At 43.5% G+C, this 20,773-nt stretch carries 20 protein-coding genes and 1 other RNA gene; 16 read left to right on the forward strand and 5 right to left on the reverse strand.

What is annotated here, in order from left to right; translation table 11 throughout:
* Nucleotides 1-18: 18 nt before the first annotated feature.
* The gene (gene nth, locus AEQ18_RS03175) at nt 19-678 is read left to right on the forward strand and encodes an endonuclease III (protein ID WP_054114917.1); all 660 of its coding nucleotides are present in this window, start codon (nt 19-21) and stop codon (nt 676-678) included.
* A 19-nt stretch (nt 679-697) separates the two neighbouring features.
* Here nth and AEQ18_RS03180 read toward each other — a convergent pair whose 3' ends face one another.
* Together AEQ18_RS03180 and recU are read right to left on the reverse strand one after the other, a co-directional pair.
* A complete protein-coding gene (locus AEQ18_RS03180) occupies nt 698-3,004 on the reverse strand; it encodes a PBP1A family penicillin-binding protein (protein ID WP_054114918.1) in 2,307 nt (768 codons plus the stop codon).
* Nucleotide 3,005: 1 nt separating this feature from the next.
* Nucleotides 3,006-3,632, reverse strand: a complete 627-nt coding sequence (gene recU, locus AEQ18_RS03185; protein ID WP_054114919.1) for a Holliday junction resolvase RecU — start codon at nt 3,630-3,632, stop codon at nt 3,006-3,008.
* 70 nt (nt 3,633-3,702) lie between these two features.
* On the opposite strand from recU, the gene AEQ18_RS03190 reads away from it, so the two are divergent.
* The 8 genes from AEQ18_RS03190 to AEQ18_RS03220 all read left to right on the forward strand — a co-directional run bounded on the left by AEQ18_RS03190 (nt 3,703) and on the right by AEQ18_RS03220 (nt 9,323).
* Entirely contained in the window at nt 3,703-4,248 is a 546-nt protein-coding gene (locus AEQ18_RS03190; RefSeq protein WP_054114920.1) for a DUF1273 domain-containing protein, read from the forward strand.
* A gap of 71 nt (nt 4,249-4,319) precedes the next feature.
* Nucleotides 4,320-4,730: a cell division regulator GpsB gene (gpsB, locus tag AEQ18_RS03195; protein WP_054114921.1), complete on the forward strand. Its 411-nt coding sequence runs from the start codon at nt 4,320-4,322 to the stop codon at nt 4,728-4,730.
* Between the two features lie 18 nt (nt 4,731-4,748).
* An RNA gene (gene rnpB, locus AEQ18_RS15335) (RNase P RNA component class B) lies at nt 4,749-5,115 on the forward strand.
* Nucleotides 5,116-5,181: 66 nt separating this feature from the next.
* Nucleotides 5,182-6,345 (forward strand): THUMP domain-containing class I SAM-dependent RNA methyltransferase, encoded by a 1,164-nt coding sequence (locus AEQ18_RS03200; protein WP_054114922.1) that lies wholly within the window; start codon nt 5,182-5,184, stop codon nt 6,343-6,345.
* Nucleotides 6,342-7,841 (forward strand): carboxypeptidase M32, encoded by a 1,500-nt coding sequence (locus AEQ18_RS03205; protein ID WP_054114923.1) that lies wholly within the window; start codon nt 6,342-6,344, stop codon nt 7,839-7,841. The genes AEQ18_RS03200 and AEQ18_RS03205 overlap by 4 nt, the downstream gene beginning before the upstream one ends.
* A 125-nt stretch (nt 7,842-7,966) precedes the next feature.
* Nucleotides 7,967-8,632, forward strand: a complete 666-nt coding sequence (locus AEQ18_RS03210) for an HD domain-containing protein (protein WP_054114924.1) — start codon at nt 7,967-7,969, stop codon at nt 8,630-8,632.
* Nucleotides 8,633-8,712: 80 nt separating this feature from the next.
* On the forward strand, nt 8,713-9,090 hold the full coding sequence (locus AEQ18_RS03215) for a hypothetical protein (protein ID WP_054114925.1): 378 nt from the start codon (nt 8,713-8,715) through the stop codon (nt 9,088-9,090).
* Complete coding sequence (locus AEQ18_RS03220) at nt 9,090-9,323, forward strand: hypothetical protein (protein WP_054114926.1); 234 nt, start codon at nt 9,090-9,092, stop codon at nt 9,321-9,323. The genes AEQ18_RS03215 and AEQ18_RS03220 overlap by 1 nt, the downstream gene beginning before the upstream one ends.
* Before the next feature lie 126 nt (nt 9,324-9,449).
* On the opposite strand, the gene AEQ18_RS03225 is transcribed toward AEQ18_RS03220, so the two are convergent.
* Nucleotides 9,450-9,776: a hypothetical protein gene (locus tag AEQ18_RS03225; protein WP_054114927.1), complete on the reverse strand. Its 327-nt coding sequence runs from the start codon at nt 9,774-9,776 to the stop codon at nt 9,450-9,452.
* Between the two features lie 87 nt (nt 9,777-9,863).
* Here AEQ18_RS03225 and AEQ18_RS03230 point away from each other — a divergent pair, with 87 nt between their 5' ends.
* Nucleotides 9,864-11,015 carry a VanZ family protein gene (locus AEQ18_RS03230; RefSeq protein ID WP_054114928.1) on the forward strand — a complete coding sequence of 384 codons (1,152 nt, stop codon included), beginning with the start codon at nt 9,864-9,866 and terminating at the stop codon, nt 11,013-11,015.
* A 58-nt stretch (nt 11,016-11,073) separates the two neighbouring features.
* Entirely contained in the window at nt 11,074-12,420 is a 1,347-nt protein-coding gene (locus AEQ18_RS03235) for a DEAD/DEAH box helicase (protein ID WP_054114929.1), read from the forward strand.
* 38 nt (nt 12,421-12,458) lie between these two features.
* Here the strand turns inward: AEQ18_RS03235 and AEQ18_RS03240 are convergent, their stop codons facing one another.
* Complete coding sequence (locus AEQ18_RS03240; protein WP_054114930.1) at nt 12,459-12,887, reverse strand: GNAT family N-acetyltransferase; 429 nt, start codon at nt 12,885-12,887, stop codon at nt 12,459-12,461.
* Nucleotides 12,888-12,957: 70 nt separating this feature from the next.
* On the opposite strand from AEQ18_RS03240, the gene AEQ18_RS03245 reads away from it, so the two are divergent.
* The 4 genes from AEQ18_RS03245 (at nt 12,958) to cls (ending at nt 19,821) form a co-directional block, all read left to right on the forward strand.
* Nucleotides 12,958-14,007: a DUF7278 family profilin-like fold-containing protein gene (locus tag AEQ18_RS03245; protein ID WP_054114931.1), complete on the forward strand. Its 1,050-nt coding sequence runs from the start codon at nt 12,958-12,960 to the stop codon at nt 14,005-14,007.
* A 337-nt stretch (nt 14,008-14,344) separates the two neighbouring features.
* The gene (gene alaS / locus AEQ18_RS03250) at nt 14,345-16,987 is read left to right on the forward strand and encodes an alanine--tRNA ligase (RefSeq protein WP_054114932.1); all 2,643 of its coding nucleotides are present in this window, start codon (nt 14,345-14,347) and stop codon (nt 16,985-16,987) included.
* Nucleotides 16,988-17,202: 215 nt separating this feature from the next.
* Nucleotides 17,203-18,345 (forward strand): cation diffusion facilitator family transporter, encoded by a 1,143-nt coding sequence (locus AEQ18_RS03255; RefSeq protein ID WP_054114933.1) that lies wholly within the window; start codon nt 17,203-17,205, stop codon nt 18,343-18,345.
* A 9-nt stretch (nt 18,346-18,354) separates the two neighbouring features.
* Nucleotides 18,355-19,821 (forward strand): cardiolipin synthase, encoded by a 1,467-nt coding sequence (cls, locus tag AEQ18_RS03260; RefSeq protein ID WP_054114934.1) that lies wholly within the window; start codon nt 18,355-18,357, stop codon nt 19,819-19,821.
* On the opposite strand, the gene AEQ18_RS03265 is transcribed toward cls, so the two are convergent.
* Nucleotides 19,807-20,217, reverse strand: coding sequence for a ribonuclease HI family protein (locus tag AEQ18_RS03265; protein ID WP_054114935.1), 411 nt, complete (start codon nt 20,215-20,217; stop codon nt 19,807-19,809). The two genes, cls and AEQ18_RS03265, sit on opposite strands and share 15 nt — an antisense overlap.
* 65 nt (nt 20,218-20,282) lie before the next feature.
* Between AEQ18_RS03265 and AEQ18_RS03270 the strand changes: the two genes are divergently transcribed.
* Nucleotides 20,283-20,708 carry an EbsA family protein gene (locus tag AEQ18_RS03270; RefSeq protein WP_054114936.1) on the forward strand — a complete coding sequence of 142 codons (426 nt, stop codon included), beginning with the start codon at nt 20,283-20,285 and terminating at the stop codon, nt 20,706-20,708.
* The last annotated feature ends 65 nt before the right edge of the window (nt 20,709-20,773 follow it).

Consider the following 20,773-nt stretch of genomic DNA (forward strand, 5'->3'; position numbering starts at 1 on the left):
GAGTGGCCAAAGAGAAAGATGATCAGTAAAGAGAAAACACTGCAAGCGGTAGAAACGATGTTCGACATGTTCCCGGAAGCCCATGGCGAGCTGGTTTCAAACAATGCGTTTGAAATGCTGATCGCTGTGATCCTCAGTGCGCAAGCCACTGATGTGTCGGTCAATAAGGTCACACCAGCGCTTTTTTCTGCGTATCCGACGCCGGAAGCGTTAAGCGAAGCACCAATGGAAGGGATCATCGATAAAATCAAATCAATTGGTTTATACCGCAATAAAGCCAAGAACATCAAGGCTTGTGCAGGTGAACTCTTGCTTCGATTTGATGGCCAGGTACCCCATAGCAGAGAAGATTTGGTTTCTTTGCCAGGCGTCGGCCGCAAAACGGCCAATGTGGTGATGGGGGATGCTTTCGGAATACCGGCAATCGCTGTCGATACCCATGTTGAACGCGTGTCAAAACGATTGCGGATCTGCCGCTTGGATGCCAATGTGGTCGAAGTCGAACAGACATTGATGAAAAAAATTCCTGAATCTCTTTGGGTCAAAACTCATCACTCGATGATTTTCTTTGGCCGATATCATTGCACGGCACGATCACCAAAGTGTGACAGCTGTCCATTGCTCGCCATGTGTCAAGAGGGGAAAATCAGAATGAAAGCAAAAACCAGCAAATCGTGAAGGATTTGCTGGTTTTTTATTATTCATTTGTATCTTCACTTGATTCTGGTGGTGATGGTGGTGCAGAGGATTCGCCGTTGTCAGAAGAGGATGGTGTACTTTCCTCGCTACTGCTTGGTGTCGTCTCAGGTGTAGAAGAGGCAGGTGGTTCCTCACTGCTAGACGAAGGAATCGATTCTTCAGAAGAACTAGATTCCGTTGATTCTGAACTTTCAGAAGATGGTTCAGTCGTTTCAGAAGAAGAACTGCTGCTGTAACTGCTTGTTGATGAATAGCTTGGTTGTGTGTACGATCCAGCCAAGTAAAGTTCATTGCCAATACGTGTGAGGCCATCAGGCATCGTCCAGTCCGTGTTTTCTACGGAAGAGGAAACAAACCGCATCAGCTCTCGGTAAACATCAGACGCCACATGGGTGCTGCTATCTGTGATTGGGGTCATTTTGTCATTGTACCCTGTCCAAACTGCTAGTGAATAGGAAGGTGTATAGCCTGCAAAAGTGATATCTGGATAAGCCCCATTTGACGTGTCTAATTGGGCCAATTGGTCATCGGTGTAGTTGGATGTCCCGGTTTTACCAGCTTGATACAAGCCATCGATTAGCGCATTGGTCCCAGTTCCTTGAGAGATCACATCCTTGAGAATGTCTGTCACCATGTAGGCAGTAGTATCATCCATCGCTTTTTCACCGGATACATTGAAAGAATCTTCATCTTCGGTGCCATCTTGATAGACGATTTTGTTGACGTATTGTGGTTCATAATAGGTTCCGCCGTTGGCAAAGGCGGCATAAGCCGCAGACAATTTCAAACTGGAGATACCATATTTTGAGCCATCGATTTTATCGGTGTTGCTTGAAATCGCATTTGATTGTGTGATGGCATTGTATTCAATCCCTAAACCACTTAAGAAGTCACTGATATTGTCCGCGCCGACTTCCTCAAATAGTTTTGCGGCAGGTACATTCCGAGATTGCACCAAAGCGGTCCGCAAAGTAATGTTGCCCATGTATTGACGATCCCAGTTATAAATTGGAATATCCGTACCAACATAATTATATGGCTCATCAAGAATTGTGCGTCCAGTGGAGTTCTCCAAAAATTGGAAAGCTGGACCATAATCAGTGATTGGTTTGACCGTGGATCCAAAGTCCCGGGTGACATTGACAGCCAAATTATTGCCTAGGACGGCATCGTTGTTGCGGGCACCGATTTGGGCGGTGACTTTACCGGTATTGACATCGATCAACGTCGCAGCAACTTGCATCTCATCATCTGGGTAATCGATATAATCATCAGAATTGACGATATCATACAGCCGTTTTTGGGCATCGACATCAATATTGGTGTAAATGTCCAATCCATCGGTATAGACATCTTTCCCGGTTTTCTCCTTGACTTCGGCAATCACTTCATTGAAGTAGTTGTCAAAGTATTTCCATTCTTGATTGTCATCACTGATATCTTGCAATCCTTCTTGGACGTCTTCAGCGACGGCAGTGTCATATTCATCTTGGGTGATCTTTTCATTGTCCAACATGGCTTTAAGGACGACATCTCGGCGTTTTTTTGCATTATCAGCATTTACATAAGGATCGAAGGCAGAAGGTGCATTTGGCAATCCTGCAAGCAATGCAGTTTGTGCCAAATCCAATTCATCCAATGATTTGCCATAAAACTTGGTCGCTGCTGTCTGCATCCCGTATAGGCCATTGGACATATAAACTTTGTTGATATAATAGGTCAAAATCTCTTGTTTTGACTTCGTTTGCTCCAATCGCACCGCCATCCAGGCTTCTTGGGCTTTGCGCCGCAAGGTTTGATCTTCTGCGTTGGTAGAGAAGAAGGACAGTTTGATCAATTGCTGGGTCAAGGTACTACCACCTTGCATCCCTCCTGTGGTTGCATTGGAAAGGGCAGAACCGACGATCCGTATGGGATCGACGCCGATGTGCTGATAGAATCGACGGTCTTCAACGGAAACGATGGCGTCTTCCAATTGTTGCGGAATGTCGCTCGCCGTGATTTTTTCGCGGGTCTCACTGCCGAATTCGGTGATCAAGTCACCGTTGGCTGCATAGAAACGAGAAGAGACCGTTGAATCTAATTTGGATTCGTCTAAAGCTGGCGCATCTTTGGCATACCACCAAAACAAGCCCATACCAGAAAGAATCGCCACGCAGCCTAAGAAAAACAAACCCATAAAGATTTTCAGCAAGATGCTGCCGATACTGGATTTGCGCGTATTCTTGTTTTTAGGTGCTTTTTTGTTGCCTGAACTCTTCTTTGAATCATGCCGAGCGGTTCTCGAACGGGATTCATTTGCCATATCACTCATTCTCCTTTATTGTTAAAAATGAATCAACTGCTTCAAGATAGGGGATCCGCGGGGCGATTTTCGGGTTGATCTCAATGCCCGCACGCTCGATATACGATAGAGGCAATGATTTTTTGCCTGTGCTATCTTGTAAATACCACTTTTCGATCAACGAACGGCTATCTAAAAAAAAGCAGCGTTGTAAACTGGAAAACCATAATAAAACAAAACAAAGACCCTTTTGTTCTAAACAGTTTTCCATATGTTTGATTTGGTGCAGATGGAAATTTTTAAAGGGAAATGACGTTTTGTTTTGGGTTTCTTTCGCTTCAAAATCAAGATAATGTCCACGATAAACACCATTGTAGTCCGTCGTAGAGGCTTCTCGAAAATAAGCTTCTTTGATGACTGCTGCACTTCGCCTTGGATAATCGACTTTCACGATTTGGATCGGGGTAGGTTTCTTATGGATGACTGCGATCTGCCGGTTCAAATAGTAAAGATTGCTTTCATTGATGGCTTCTTCAAAACGCATACCACGATTGGCAAATGTTTTGGGACGTATAGCTTTTTCTTGCATTTTTTGTTTTTTCCCGCCATCATAAGTACTAGACTGACCGTTAGGGTAACGAATGACCATGTTATTCACACTCCTAGGGCACATTATACCAAAAATAAGATTGGAAAGAAAAGAGATGACTATATAAACAATGAAAACCTTATACTTTACTGGGTATCGAAGTTATGAATTAGGCGTCTTTCAAGCAAAAGATCCTAAAGTCAAAGTCATTAAGAAAGTCATAAAAGAAGCACTTGTACGTTACATTGAAGAAGGGTTGGCCTGGATCTTGATCAGTGGCAACTTGGGTGTTGAGCTGTGGTGCGGGGAATTGATGGCCGGGTTGAAGGCAGAATATCCAGAAATCAAATTAGGCATCATCTTTCCTTTTGAAGGTTTTGGCGAAAATTGGAATGAAACCAACCGAGAAGCATTGCAAACAGCGAAAGCTTTTGCTGATTATGTCGATGCCACTAGCCACAAACCGTATCAAGACCCCAGTCAATTGCGAAATCATACTGCCTTTTTACTACAGCATACGGATGGTGCCCTCCTATTATATGATGAAGAATTTCCTGGAAAAACCAGTTATTTTCTGAAAGATGCGCAAGATTTTAGTGAGCAACACCCCTATGTGATCGACCAAATTACGATGGATGATTTACAAAACGCAACATTTGATGGTAATTTACTTTGATTTTCTCGTTTTTTTTGATAGAATGGGTAAGAAAGTGAAAACCATTTGGAATAAACAATGAGGTGTAAATAATGGCAAATTTAATTTATAGTCCGAAAGATATTCTGCAACAAGAATTTAAAACCAAGATGCGCGGGTACGATCCAGTTGAAGTGGATGAGTTTTTAGACAATATCATCAAAGATTACGAAAACTACAACAAAGAGATTTTGGCACTGCAAGAAGAAAACGATCGTTTGAATGCAAAAGTCGATCAATTATCAAAGAATCAAGCAGTTGCTTCTCGTGTCCAACAAGAAGCGCCTAAGAGTCAAACTGTGACCAACTTTGATATCTTGAAGCGTTTATCGAATCTTGAAAAAGAAGTCTTTGGCAAAAAGCTTGATCGTGAGCCAGAACCAACGACACGCAGCACGTCTTATAGCAGCAACTATACAAATGCTGATCTTGAAGATGACAATGAGAAAACCCGTCAATTCTAGACAATGATGATGGTTGTGGTTTTCGGGTAATTGCGGCATAACTAGATTATGCTGAGGAAAGTCCATGCTCGCACAGGCTGAGATGCTTGTAGTGTTCGTGCCTAGCGAAACCATAAGCTAGGGTACTTGAGAAAGTAACGGCAGGAAAAATGGCTAAGGTGCAAGCTATGCCAAAGTATCCTTGAAAGTGCCACAGTGACGAAGCAAGCCGGGAAACTGTCTTGGTGGAACGCGGTAAACCCCTCGAGCGAGCAACCCAAACAACGGTAGGGGCGCTTTTTGCACGGAAATGAACGGAAGCAAGAAGGCAAGTAATTGCAGATAGATAATTACCCACTATTTTCTTCTCCCTGAGGAAAATAGGGACAAAACATGGCTTATAGAAAACCACAACATATCAGGGAATCCTTCCAGCAACGGAAGGTTTTTTTATATCAAGAAGGAGCTATTTATGACTGAAAAAACATTTAATTGTATTGCGACAGCTGCCAGCGGCTTAGAAGCATTAGTAGGGAAAGAATTACGTGATCTAGGCATCGACTGTGAAGTCGAAAACGGCCGTGCGCGATTCAAAGGGACTTTAGAAACGATCGCGACAGCGAATATATGGCTGCGGACAGCGGATCGGATCAAAATCGTTGTAGGAGAATTTGACGTGTTGACCTTCGATCAACTGTTTGAATCGGTCAAAGCGTTGCCATGGGAAGATTTTCTGCCCTTGGACGCCGAATTCCCGGTAGCGGGCAAGTCGATCAAATCAAAATTATTTAGTGTACCCGATTGTCAAGCGATCACTAAAAAAGCCATTGTCAATCGTTTGCGGGATGTCTACCATCGTCCAGCGAGTGTACCTTTAACTGAAACAGGTGCGTTCTTCCAATTAGAAGTCGCCTTATTGAAAGACCATGCGATCATTACGTTAGATACCACCGGACCTAGTTTGTTCAAACGTGGCTATCGGTTAGAAAAAGGGGGCGCGCCGCTGAAAGAAAATATGGCGGCTGCCTTGGTCATGTTGACCAACTGGCACAAAGACAAACCTTTTGTTGATCCGGTTTGCGGATCAGGTACGTTATGTATCGAGGCAGCATTGATTGGTCACAATATCGCTCCAGGCTTTAATCGGTCTTTTGTTTGTGAAACATGGGATTGGTTCCCAGCCTCCGTCTTTGAAGACGTGCGTAAAAAAGCAGATGAAGCGGCTGACTATGATATCGTCTTAGATATCACCGGTTCGGATATCAACGGCCGCATGATCGATATCGCGCAACGAAATGCCGAAGAAATCGGATTAGGCGATTCAATCGTCTTCAAGCAACAAGCAGTCAAAGACTTCAAGACGGAGAAAGAATATGGTGTGATCGTCGCGAATCCACCATATGGCGAACGTTTGGGTGAAGAAGAATCAGTCCAACGCTTGTACAAAGAAATGGGTCAAGCATTTCGACCGTTAAAAACTTGGAGCAAATATATCCTGACCAGTGATTTGACATTCGAAAGTCATTATGGAGAAAAAGCGACCAAAAAACGGAAATTATATAATGGTGCGATCCGAACAGACTTGTTCCAATATTGGGGACAACGTCCACCACGGAAGAAGGAGATGGGTGCATGAAAGAACAAGATTTTCTGAAAGAATTGAAAGAAATCAATCTATTGCGTCAAGCCATGGGCATCTTAGAATGGGACAACCAAACCGGCATGCCTGAAGCAGCCAGTGAATACCGCAGTGAAGTTGACAGCTATCTTTATGGTTTATATTTCGAGAAAAAAATCGGTGCGCCGATCAAAGAGGCAATTACTTACTTCGGTACGCATCCGGACGAATTATCTGAAGTTGGTCAAGCCGCGTACAAATTGGTCAAAGAAGAATACGAATTGCAAAAAGACGTGCCGCAAGAATTGGCGATCGCCGCTTCTGCAGCTACATCTAGAGCCCATACCGCTTGGTTGAAAGCCCGTAAAGAACAAGATTTTAATCTTTTTAAAGAGGCATTATCAGAAAACATTCGTTTGACAAAAGAAATGATTCCTTATATGAAAAAGAATGAACGCACAGATTATGATGTCCTATTGAATCAATATGAACCCAATATGACTGTTGAAATCCTTGACAATGTCTTCTCGCAAGTCAGAGATGGGATCATGGATATTCGTCGTCAACTTGCCGAAAAGGGAACAGCGCCAAAAACAACGATCCTTTCTCGCAAAATGACCGAAGCACAACAACGCAGATTTATCACCAAAGTCATTACCGACTTAGGCTATGATTTTGCGCGCGGTCGTTTGGACAACACGGTCCATCCATTTGCGACAGGTATCAACCATAATGACGTCCGATTGACTACAAGATGGAATGAACATGATTTTTCGATGGGCTTGTTCGGGGTCATCCACGAAGCCGGTCATGGGATGTATGAACAAAATATCGATGAAAAATATCAAGGCACCCCAGTCCATGAAGGGGCGTCGATGGGCATCCATGAATCACAATCTTTATTCAATGAAATCATCATCGGCAGCAATCATGCATTCTGGGAAAAACAATTTCCATTCTTTCAAACATGTGCGGAAGGCACCTTTGATGATGTGTCGTTTGATGCATTTTATGACGCATTAAAGTATTCCCAAGCGAGCTTAGTTCGGATCGAAGCCGATAGTTTAACCTATGTTTTGCATATCATCATTCGTTATGAGATTGAAAAAATGCTCTTCAATGGTCAAGTAGCTGTGGAAGATCTACCACAAATTTGGAATGATAAATATGAAGAATATTTAGGGATTCGTCCTGAAAATGATTTAGAAGGAATCTTGCAAGATGTGCATTGGTCAGGTGCCAGCTTTGGTTACTTCCCATCGTATGCGTTAGGCTATATGTATGCCGCCCAATTGCTGCATGCGATGCAACGTGATGTCGCTGTGGATGAGGTGTTGGCTTCTGACGACTATGCACCGATCCGTCATTGGCTAACAGAACATATCCACCAATATGGCGCGTCAAAAAAACCAAATGAACTGATTCTAGATGCCACAGGTGAATTATTGAACCCGCAATATCTATTGGATTATTTACGGAAAATATATTTTGCCGTCTACAAAATCAACGAATAATTGATTGCCAACTATGTGACCTGAAGTGCCTGATTTGTGAAAGAAGAGGACTTGCCTTATATCGGCGCCGCTTCCCAACAGACAGGCTCTTTCTTTCGGTCCAATATGAGATAAAGGAGCTAATGATGACAGACAGATACTCACAGGATCAACCCAATCTCGAACCAGTGATTGATTATGCCAAACTGATCCTTTCAAAAGATTACACCGGACACGGCTTTGACCATGTCCAGCGCGTCGCAAAACTGAGTCAAGCCATTATCGATCAGGATCAATTAAGTGTCGATGATTTTGTCGTCCAAAGCGCAGCCTATCTCCATGATACAATAGACGACAAAGTGGTTGCAGATGTAAACCAAGCTCAACAAGAGGTCAATGACTGTTTGCACACAGCAGGAGCTAGTCGAGAACAGATCGATCATATCTTCCTGATTATTCATCACCTTTCCTTTTCGAAAGAGTTACTCGAAGGGGCAGATGTGACGACATTGGAAGGGCAAATCGTTCGTGATGCCGACCGTTTAGATGCATTAGGGGCAATCGGAATCATGCGAACTAGTTATTTTGGCGGCAGTCATCAGCACCCGTTGCATCTTCCGTCACTTCCGCCGAAAGATTTTGCCAACCATGCTGATTACCGCAAAGGAACTACAGTCATCAATCATTTTTACGAAAAATTATTTTTACTGCCGGAAAAGATGCGGACTGATTATGGTCGTAAAGAAGCACTGCGCCGCGTATCTTTTATGGAAGAATTCTTAAAAGAGTTTTACGCAGAATGGGATCTTTAGCCATATTTAGAGAATTTTAATCTATAACCCGATTATTTCCATTTTCCTCCTTTCTTCACTATAATAAGAAGAAAGGAGGGATGGAAATGTATTATCAGCAAGCACTGCAACCGAATGAGTTATTGCCGACACTTTCTGAAACTGGCGAATGTCTATTCGTCATTCGCGCAACATTACCTCTGCGGACATATGAGGTTGCGGTCTATCGGTATGATAATCAATACTTCTTGCTCCAAGATGAAGCCTTCTTCGAGCAAATTGATCAAATTGCCAATATCAAACTTGGTGATGAAGAAGAAATTTTACCTTTTATTGAAGAAGCTTTGGAAGAAAATCATTATATTCTTGTGGAGAAAGCCTTCATACGCTTAGATTTATCCACATTACAGAAAATGGACGACCTTGAAAACATTGATATTTTGTTTTACGAGTTTATTGATTCATGGGGTGATGAATAATGAATCGCACGGAATATATCACGATCAAAGATGCAAAACTCAAAGCATTGTTTCAATCTTTAGGAGAAGAAGTTACCAATGTAGCGCTGATCGATGAAGAAAACAACATTGATGTGGTGGTTTTGTCGAATAGTGATTGGCAAGATCTTTTGTCGCAAGTGGATGAGGAAGTCAAGGCATCGTTTATTGAAGAGACCACCTCGTTTGATGCATTATCAGAAGATGAAACTTAGCACATAAACTGTTTTACTAAAAAACAACTAACCATCGTCACATTCTGGCAGCAGTTGGGCTGTCAGAATCAGGGACTGGTTAGTTGTTGTTTTGTGTCAGGTGATTTTGATTGAGATTGCTGATCGTTATTTACTTCGTAAGTGAACCGTTTTGACTTTCAGATATCCTTGATATAGATGGATACCAATCAATAATAAACCCATCACCAATGGAATCACTAGCAAATAAGGGGAATAATGGTACGTATCCTGAACTTGTTCGATGGATGATCGAGCGACTTCACTCCATGCCAGCTGGATCACTTGCAGACTAAACCCGGTCAGGAAACCAGCAATAATAAATAATCCGAAACCCAAATAAGGAATGTGGGCAGAACGTTGAAACAACGCAAATGCCACATATAAAATCAGCAATAAGCTGGGCACGCCGAATGAGAAGTAAGGATCTAACATGATATTTTCGACCTCCTTTTCTTTATCATACGCCAAAATCTGATTTTTGTGAACTTGCGTGCTATATTCATTACAGAGGAGTGTATCATGTCAGCGTATATTGAACCAATCAAAATCGCATTACTCGTATTTCCATTTCTCGCGCTTGCGATTTCCACGATCTTTTTTGTTCGCCAATATCGGCGATATGGCCGATTTATCTGGTCAAGAGGAATCATCTTGTATTCATTTGTCTTTTATTTATTGTGCGCCTATTTTTTGGTGATCTTGCCATTGCCAGCTATTTCTGAAGTGGCACAAATGACGGGACCAAAAATGGAGTGGCATTTGGGGGCGTCATGGGTCCATTTCATGCAGCAAACGGTCTTAGATATCCACGACCCAAGCACCTATCTGCCAGCTTTGAAGCAAGGCGTCGTCTTGGAGCCGCTATTTAATTTGCTGCTGACGGTCCCATTCGGTATTTACTTGCGCTATTACTTTAACTATTCATTCAAAAAAACCTTGTTGTTATCCTTTTGTCTTACGTTGTTTTTTGAATTGACACAGTTGACTGGTCTATATTTCATCTACCCACGGCCTTATCGACTCTTTGATGTCAATGATTTATTCGTCAATACTCTTGGTGGTGTGCTGGGGTGGGGGATTGCACCAATCTTTACTTTCTTGTTGCCATCCAGAGAAGAAATCGATGCCGAATCTTATGCCAAGGATACACGGGTGACAGTGACACGGCGCTTTTTCGCCTGGGCAATCGATTGGCTGATTTTAAATGTTTTTCAGACCTTCTTGTTGCTGATCGTCACACTGGTATCGCAAAAAAATATGCGCGATTTTACTGGTGACTATTGGTTTTTCGCTGTGGAAGTCTGTCTGTATTTCATGCTGATCCCTTATCTAACCAACGGGCAAACCCTTGGGAAAAAAATGGTACGCATCCGATTGATGCAAGAAGGACGGCAAAGAATCAGTTTTTCTGCATTGTTCCTTCGGTATGGTCTATTCTACTTGATTTATGCCAGTATCAGTCGAGTCAACCTGCTGTTCGCACCTTTCCTTCAATCAGATTCAGCTCTTTTGCTGATAGTGAGCTTGCTGATGGTCTTGCTGTTTGGCTTGCTGCAATTCGGCTTTTACCTCAATTTGATCTGGGGAGCCATCAGAAAAGAGCCGCGCTTCTTTTATGAGAAACGCAGCAAAACCTATACGATAAGTACGGTCCAACCAAAAGAAGGTTAGGAAAAGCCTGTAGATTATGCTATAATTCTAAAGATGTTAAAAGAAAGAAGGTGTTTGAATGTCTTTTGAGTCATTTAAATTTCAACCATTTATTTACGAAGCACTTGCGGAAAAACAGTTCGCAACACCAACTGAAGTGCAAGCCAAATTGATTCCGGTTATCCAAAAAGGCCGCAGCGTTGTCGGACAATCCCAGACGGGAAGCGGTAAAACCCATACATTTTTACTGCCTTTGATGGATCGAATCGATGCCAGCAAAGATGAAGTTCAAGTCGTGATCACGGCACCTAGTCGAGAATTAGCCGTTCAAATTTATCAAGCAGCCAAACAAATCGGCGGCTTCCATGATCCAGAGATCAGAGTATCAAATTTTGTCGGCGGCACCGATAAAAAACGCCAATTGGCCCGTTTAGGCAATCAACAACCGCATGTGGTTGTTGGAACGCCAGGTCGAATCCTTGATATGATCAACGAGCAAGCTTTATCCGTGCATACTGCACGAGCCTTTGTCGTGGATGAAGCAGACATGACATTGGACATGGGGTTTTTGGCAGAAGTCGACCAAATCGCCGGCCGCTTGCCAGCCAAATTGCAAATGCTGGTCTTCTCAGCGACGATTCCTGAGAAACTACGCCCATTTTTGAAGAAATATATGCAAAACCCATTGATTGAAGAAATCAAAGCCAAAGCCGTTATTTCTGATTCTATTGAAAACTGGCTGATCTCTACCAAAGGGAAGAACAAAAACAAATTGATCCACCAAATTTTGACGACTGGCCACCCGTATTTAGCCATTGTCTTCGCGAACACAAAAAGCCGTGTCGATGATATTGCGGATTACCTGAAAGGGCAGGGCTTAAAAGTCGCGAAGATCCATGGGGATATCAGTCCAAGAGAACGCAAACGGATCATGCGCCAAGTCCATGATTTAGAATTTCAATATGTCGTTGCCACTGATTTGGCGGCCCGCGGGATCGACATTGAAGGGGTATCCCACGTGATCAATGCGGAGATTCCTGCCGATTTAGATTTCTTTATCCACCGAGTGGGACGGACAGGACGCAACCATTTACCTGGTACGGCGATCACATTATATGATCCAGCAGATGAACAAGCGATCCAAGCCATTGAAGATCTGGGTGTGACTTTCCAACCGAAAGAAATCAAAAACGATGAAATCGTCGATACCTATGATCGTAACCGACGAACCAAGCGGGAAAAATCTCGTGACGAACTAGATCCTACTTTGATTGGTTTAGTGAAAAAGAAAAAGAAAAATATCAAACCAGGCTACAAGAAGAAAATTCAATGGGCCGTAGAGAAGAAAAACAAAGAAAAACGCAAGATCGAGCGACGCCAAACAACGCGTACTGCGCGTAAGAACAAGAAAAATTCGAATAGTTGATCGACTAAAGCAACCCTTGGATAAATCATTTCCGAGGGTTATTTTAGTTTTTTCAGCATGGTCACACAAGGAATCCCATCTTCCAAAAAAGGTGCAGAATGAATCTGATAGCCGCAAGATAAGTAAAAACCGCTGGCAGTGATTTCAGCTGAAAGGATGGCGCGTTCGGCACCTGCGCGTTGGCCTCGTTCTTCCAAGAAGGCTAGCAAGCGTTTGCCATATCCTTGTTGTCGATAGGCTGCAGCCACACAAAAACGATCCGGCTGCACTGTCATTGGGTCGCTTAATTGATAGCGCACGGTGGCGATTGGCTGATCATTGTCGTCCAGCCACAAGTAGTAAGGGCAAGTTTGATCCAATCGGTCAAACTCTAAAGCAGCGGGAATCTGTTGTTCTTCAACAAAAACCGTGCGTCGCAAGGCATAGACCTGTGCTGTCAACCAGGGACTGCGTCCAAAATAAAGCATGTATTTATTCCCTCCTGATTCATGGTATACTCTAGGTAAAGTAATTGTAGCAGATGAGAGGGGATATGACGTGGACTTTTTTGAGGCGTTGCAATGGAACAATTGGAAAAAGCTGCCGTTGGAGGTCAAACACCAGTTGATTCAACAGATATTGATGTATTTTGTCAGTCCATTAAAGGAAATAACCGATTTGCATCTAGTGGAATATGCGTATGCTGGAATAAAATGTACGACGTTTCAGCTAATGATCGATGATGAGGCCTTTGTATTTGTGCCAGGCACTTCTGAGGCAATCTTGGGCTGGGATTTAGGTGTTCAAGGGTTGACGCTATCAAGCTGGGGACAATCATGGCAAAAAGCAAATACCCATGCAGAAAGCTTGGCTCAAACCTATGGCTTCCAAAATGAACAGGATTGGTCTGACTATGTCAATGAATCTACCAGTCCGCTGCGTAAAGCTGAAATTGCGCCTATGCTGGTGCAATGTTATGCATTACCAGTTGGCAGTACCTTCGTGGGGATTCTCAACACCGTCACTGCAGAGTTTCGCGGCCATGTCGAGCGATACAATTTGTTTGCCGACGATCTACAAGGAACATTCCATCGGCCGACTTCCTTCGAAGAAAGCTTACGCTATGCGTTGCCTCAAGGAATCGTGAAAGAAAATCACTATTATGCTGCTTTGCATCCTCTGACCGACGATTATATGCTGTTCGATCATCAAGCAGTATCCCAAACGATGCTGCAAACAAGATTGGCTGCTGAGGGCTTTTCGTTGTTGTCAGAAGACCAGTGGGAATATTGCTGCGGCGCTGGCACGAGACGGCTTTTTCGCTGGGGGAATGAGAAATCCTGCGAGGATGGAATGACACTGCCTGCCTTTGAGCTGCTGGAACCCAATATGTTTGGCTGTATGTATGGGTTAGCAGACGGCTGGGAATTGACCGATGGCTTGTCGTTGAAAATGGATAAGTGGGCAGCTTGCGGTCATTCATTGTTGGATGCCTTGCCCTATGCCACCTACTATCGGTCACGGCAGATCTTGCAACCGGATAAACTTCTTTCTCCCCAAGATTATCGCTATCGTAAAGCGATTTTGATCGAAAAAGACCGCATCTAAGGATTGACTTTTTCCTTATCTTTCCTTATACTTTGAATGATAAAGGATATCGTTGGTTTGGTGTTGCATCACAGAAAGTTTTTCACTGCTGAGAGAAAAACATGTGCCCAGCTGAATGGCTCCCTTTGATCGGTTTTCAACAGCAATGTTGACGCGTACTCAGTGTTAGCGAGTCTAAGAGGTAATGAGTTACATCATTGCAAGCAAGGTGGTACCGCGTGTTGACGTCCTTGTCTTTGCAATGGTGTTTTTTTGTCTTTTTTTCTATACGCCGCGATCAACAGGAGAGCGTATGCACCACGACCTAAACGAACACAGCAGAAAGTAGGAGAATAAAGTGAAACAATTATCCAGTGCAGAAGTACGCAAACTGTTTTTAGATTTTTTCCAATCTAAAGGCCATTCTATCGAACCAAGTGCATCATTGGTTCCTGTCAATGACCCGACATTATTATGGATCAATTCGGGTGTCGCAACATTAAAGAAATATTTTGATGGTTCAGTCGTACCTGAAAATCCGCGTATCACCAATGCCCAAAAATCAATTCGGACCAACGACATCGAAAATGTGGGTAAGACTGCCCGTCACCATACAATGTTTGAAATGCTAGGAAATTTTTCCATCGGTGATTATTTCAAAAATGAAGCGATTCATTGGGCCTGGGAATTTTTAACTGGTGCTGAATGGATGGCTTTTGATCCGGAAAAATTATATGTGACTGTTTACCCGAAAGATACGGAAGCAAAACGCATTTGGGCGGAAGAAATCGGTTTGACTCCAGAACATATTGTTGAGATCGAAGACAATTTCTGGGATATCGGTGCGGGCCCATGTGGACCGGATTCAGAGATTTTTTATGATCGTGGTGAAGCGTTTAATGATGTAGCGGAAGATGATCCAGAAAATTATCCTGGCGGCGAAAATGAGCGTTATTTAGAAATTTGGAACTTAGTCTTTTCTGAGTTCAACCACCAGCCTGACGGTTCTTATGAACCACTGCCGCACAAAAACATTGATACGGGGATGGGTCTGGAACGGATGGTATCGATCGTGCAAAATGCACCAACCAACTTTGAAACGGACCTGTTTATGCCGATCATTGAAGCAGTTGCCCAATTGAGCGGAAAAGTCGCATATGGCGATAGCAAAACAACGGATATCTCGTTCAAAGTCATCGCTGATCATATCCGTGCGCTTTCTTTTGCGATTGGCGATGGCGCACTGCCATCAAATGAAGGCCGCGGCTATGTCTTGCGTCGTTTGCTCCGTCGTGCGGTCATGCATGGTAAGAAATTAGGGATCGACGCTGCTTTCTTGTATAAATTGGTGCCAATCGTTGGCGGGATCATGGAAAGCTACTATCCTGAAGTATTGGCACAACAAGCCTTTATTGAAAAAGTCGTTCGCAGTGAAGAGGAACGTTTCCATGAAACTATCAATGAAGGTTTAGCCATCTTGAACGATGTCATCGCTGCAGTCAAAGCTGCTGATCAAGATACATTGCAAGGGGCAGATATTTTCAAACTATATGATACGTATGGTTTCCCAGTAGAATTAACAGAAGAAGTGGCAGAAGACGAAGGATTGAAAGTCGATCATGCAGGGTTTGAAGCTGAAATGGAGGCACAACGGACCCGCGCACGTTCTGCCCGTCAAACGGAGTTATCTATGGGCGTTCAATCTGCTTTGTTGACAGACATCAAAATCGACAGCCGTTTCGTCGGCTATGACACCCAAGAAGTCAAAAGTTCTTTGCGCGTCTTGATCCAAGAGGAAGCATTGCAAGATACGGCGAATGAAGGCGAAGCGCAATTGATTTTTGCTGAAACGCCATTTTACGCAGAAATGGGTGGACAAGTCGCAGATACTGGAACGATCGTTGATGAAACAGGTCAAATCGTTGCTGAAGTCACCGACGTGAAGAAAGCGCCGAATGGTCAATTCCTTCATACAGTCACGATCCTTGCACCGATCACAGTCGATACAGTGTATTTCTTGCAAGTCGACCAGCACCGTCGCAATAAAATTATCAAAAACCACACAGCAACCCACTTGCTGCACAAAGCGTTGAAAGAAGTATTGGGCAATCATGCCAATCAAGCCGGTTCATTAGTGGCACCTGGGCACTTGCGTTTTGACTTTAGCCATTTTGGCCAAGTCACTGCCGACGAACTGAGCCAAATGGAACAGATCGTCAATGAAAAGATTTGGGCTGCTTTGCCAGTCGTAACCATTGAAACCGACATCGATACTGCCAAAGGCATGGGCGCGATGGCTTTATTCGGTGAGAAATACGGCCATGATGTTCGGGTAGTGAATGTAGCAGATTGGTCGATCGAACTATGCGGGGGAACCCACGTTGTGAATACGGAAGATATCGGTATCTTCAAGATCATTTCAGAATCTGGTATTGGCGCAGGCGTTCGTCGGATCGAAGCGGTAACTAGTGAAGAAGCCTATCGCTTGCTGCAAGACGAGGAAGCACAATTGAAAGCTGTTGCCTCTATCGTGAAGTCCGCACAAATCAAAGAAGTGGTTGCCAAGACAGAACAATTGCACATGCAATTGCGGGAACTGCAAAAAGAGAATGAAGCACTGGCGAGCAAATTGGCCAATCAGCAAGCTGGAGATGTCTTTAAAGAAGTCGAAGAGATCAATGGTGTCCGTGTGATCACAGCCAAAGTCAATGTCAAAGATATGAACCAACTGCGTCAATTGGCCGATCAATGGAAACAAAAAGACTACTCTGACGTGTTGGTCTTAGCGACTGCCAATGATGGCAAAGTCAATCTTTTGGCAGCTGTGAATGCAGCGGCTAATGCCAAAGGCATAAAGGCTGGCGACCTGATCAAAACCATCGCACCAATCGTTGGCGGTGGGGGTGGCGGCCGTCCTGATATGGCGCAAGCAGGCGGTAAGAATCCTGAAGGAATCGCAGAAGCCTTGACCAAAACCAAAGAATGGTTAGCCGAAAAATAAAACAACCCTTATTTATATTTAGACGCAAGCGATTGTCAGAAGATAACAGAATGATTGAGGTCATTCTGTTATCTTTTTAAATGTACGTTTATCTGGTCCTATCATTGAGAGTCAAAAAAAACTTTTTTTCAAATGAAGAGAGGAATAGTTGTTTAAATCTTTTCTTTCGGGGTAAAATAAGAAAGACGAAATTTTAGGTGAGAGGGGGACGACTTGTGGCTGATTTTAATCAGAAAGGCAATCGTCAAAACGGATCTGATGACCGTGTGGCGATCGGTGTGCGGGCAGGTTGGCTAGGGCTGGGATCGAACCTTGTCTTGTTTATCGGCAAGTTTTTGATTGGCTTATCGGCGGGATCAGTGGCGATCATGGCTGATGCAATCAACAGTTTGACCGATACAGCTTCCTCATTGCTAACGTTGATCGGCTTTCGGATCGCGGGGAAGCCAGCAGATAGTGAGCATCCTTATGGACATGCCCGTTTTGAATCCATCAGCGGGTTTGTAGTCTCTTTGCTAATCACCTTTGTTGGGGGGCAATTCTTGCTTTCCTCAATCAATAAAATCATCACACCGGAACATATTCGCCTTTCGCCTATGCTGTTTGTTGTCTTGATCTTATCGATTGGTATCAAAGTCTGGCAGGGCTTGATGTACCGATCGCTGTCAAAAAAAATCGATTCGGCGACATTGCAAGCCAGTGGCCAAGACAGCATCAATGATGTCATCACGACAGCTGCTGTTTTATTGTCAGCAATCGTGGAATGGCTGACAGGCTGGCGGGTCGATGGGTACGTTGGGTTGCTGATCGCGCTGTATATTTTATATAATGGGATACAAATGATTCGCACATTTATCAATGATTTGTTAGGCAGTCGTCCAACCGAAGCCGAGTTGACAGAAATGGAAGAACGGTTGGCTAGTTATCAGACGATCTTGGGTTTTCATGATCTGCTCGTTCATAATTATGGCCCTTCAAATCGGTTTGCGAGTGTGCATATAGAAGTGGATGATACCTGGACCTTGAATCAAGCCCATCAAGTGATCGATCAAATCGAGCATGACTTTTTCACGCAGCTTCAAGTGGAGCTTGTTTGCCATTTGGATCCGGTCCCGATCCATGATCCGCATTATCGCCAATTGAGACAAGCCGTCAAAAGATTGCTGCGGATGATCGATCCGCAACTAAGAATGCATGATTTTCGTGTGTCGGGGGAAAAGATTTACTTTGATCTGGTCATCCCGAATGAAGCGCTCTATCCAGATGCGGTTATTCGGCAAATGATGCAGGAAAAAATGACGGAGGAATTAGGAAACTATGTGGTGGAGATCACCTTTGACCATAGTTATCTATTGTAGGAGGAAAATATGATTAAAATGGATATGAGTATGGTGTCAACTGTCTTTGTGGCGCTGCTCTTTATCAATACAGTGGCAGCCCTCATTACGGTGTTTCGCAAACCACGCTCGATAGCAAGTGTGTTTGCCTGGATGATGACGTTGGTGTTCATACCAGGATTAGGGTTTGTTTTGTATTTGTTTTGCGGTCGGGGGATCGATGGAGAAATCATTTATAAATTTAGTGAGCACCACCAAAGCCGCATCAATGAAATCAATCAAATCATCAAAATGCACAACTATTCTTTCCCTGATCATCCCTATTCGGATGACAACCATTTATTGGAACGCTATTTTAAAAACTTAGATGAGTCGCCGTTGACAAAAGGCAACAAAGTTGATTTTTATACCGATGGCAAAGAGAAATTTGCGGCATTGTTTGAAGATATCAAACAAGCCCAAGATAACGTGCATGTAGAGTATTACTCCTTTTTTAATGATGAGATCGGTGGTCAATTTTTATCGATCTTGATCGATAAAGCCAAAGAAGGGGTCGAAGTTCGTTTGGTGTATGATCCATGGGGATCACCAAAAGCCAATCGGAAGTTTTTTCAACCGTTGATCAATGCGGGGGGGAAAGTTGCCCCGTTCATTACATCTAAAAATTTGATCCGTAATACCCGATTGAATTATCATTTGCATCGGAAAATCGTGGTTATCGATGGACAAATCGGCTGGACGGGCGGCTTTAATGTAGGGGATCAGTATTTAGGTAAAAAAGCCAAATTTGGTTACTGGCGAGATACCCACGCCCGTATCGTTGGTACCGCTAGTTTTACGTTGCAAGAGATTTTTATCCGCGACTGGAATGCTTCTGTACAAAAAGAAGAAGACCAGCTGGAATATGCAGACAATTATTTTATTTTGCCTTCAAAAGAGCTTTCTGGCAATGTGGATATGCAAATCGTGGCTGACGGACCAGAATCAGAAACCGAAATTCTCAAAGGCGGCTTCGTCAAAATGATTTTGGCTGCCAAAGAGTCCATTTGGATCCAAACACCTTACTTGATTCCCGATGATAGTATGATGAACGCACTGGAAATCGCGATCCATTCAGGTGTCGATGTTCGCATCATGATCCCTTGTATGCCAGATCATCCATTTATTTATCGTGCTACGCAGCATTATGCCAATTATTTGCATCGTCGGGGCGCCAAAATCTATGTGTATAACAATGGATTCTTACACGCCAAGACGGTGATGATGGATGACACGATTTGTTCATTTGGGACCACCAATCAAGACATCCGCAGTTACGCATTGAACTTTGAAGTCAATGCCTTTACTTATGACCATGATGTCACGCAAACGTTGAAACAATTTTTTGAAGAGGATATGCAGCAATCGACATTGCTGACGGATGAACTATTGGCGGAACAATCCTATTGGCTGCGATTCAAGCAAAACTTTTCACGACTGCTTTCACCGATCTTGTAATTTCAGGGCTTTGGCCAACCCTTGTCTGGCCAGATGATCGGCGCCCTTATTTTGACTTTCGGGAATCCATTGAATGATCGCCAAAGCATACTGATCTAGCAAAAGATGAATCTGCTGTAAATAATCTTTGAAATCGGGATTATTGGTATAGTCTTTATCAATGGTCTGCGCCACGATTTTACTATCGGTAAAGAACATGCAGGTTTGCTGATGCAGCTTTCTTTCCAAGACAAAGGTCAACGCTTGGGCCATGACGGCGAATTCAGCTTGATGGTTGCTGCCTTGTGCTAATGGGAAGGACAGTTGTTCATATATCTGGTCACCGACAAGCATGATGCCGCCGCCGCTAGGACCAGGATTGCCTTTTGTAGAAGCATCGAGATAGATTTTTAACATATTTTCACCCTTTTTGTTATGATTAACTTATAGTATACAAGAAATAAATGGTGTGAGGAACATATATGAAGCGTAAATTTTACTGGCAGCCAGAAGCTGCAACAGCGATTATTTATTGGTCATTGACTTTGATCATTTTATTTTATAGTTTGATTTTGGCTTTGGAGAATACCAGACCCTACTGGAAAAGCAATTTGGTGCTGGCGTTCTTTGTGTTATTTGTCTATTTGGGCTCGCGGCGCAAAGTATCGTTAGATGATACGCAACTCACGATCCGTTATGCCCGTATTTGGAAAAAAAGAGTGATCCGTTATACAGAGATCGAACATCTCTGCAATGAAGGACGGATGTTGAAGATTTCAACCAGCAATGAGCAATGGACCGCTGCTTTCCGCAAACAGGATGTTTCAGCTTTGGCGGAATATTTGTCGGATAAAACAGCATTGCCGATTGTTTCAGGTGTGGTAGAAAAAAGACCGCCGATCGACTAATGATAAAGTGCTCTCTGGATGCTGCGGCAGAAGGAGAGGCTTTTTTTTTGCTATTGGGCACAAAC

It is taken from the genome of Enterococcus sp. RIT-PI-f, from assembly GCF_001297065.1.
Taxonomy (GTDB): Bacteria; Bacillota; Bacilli; order Lactobacillales; family Enterococcaceae; genus Enterococcus_D.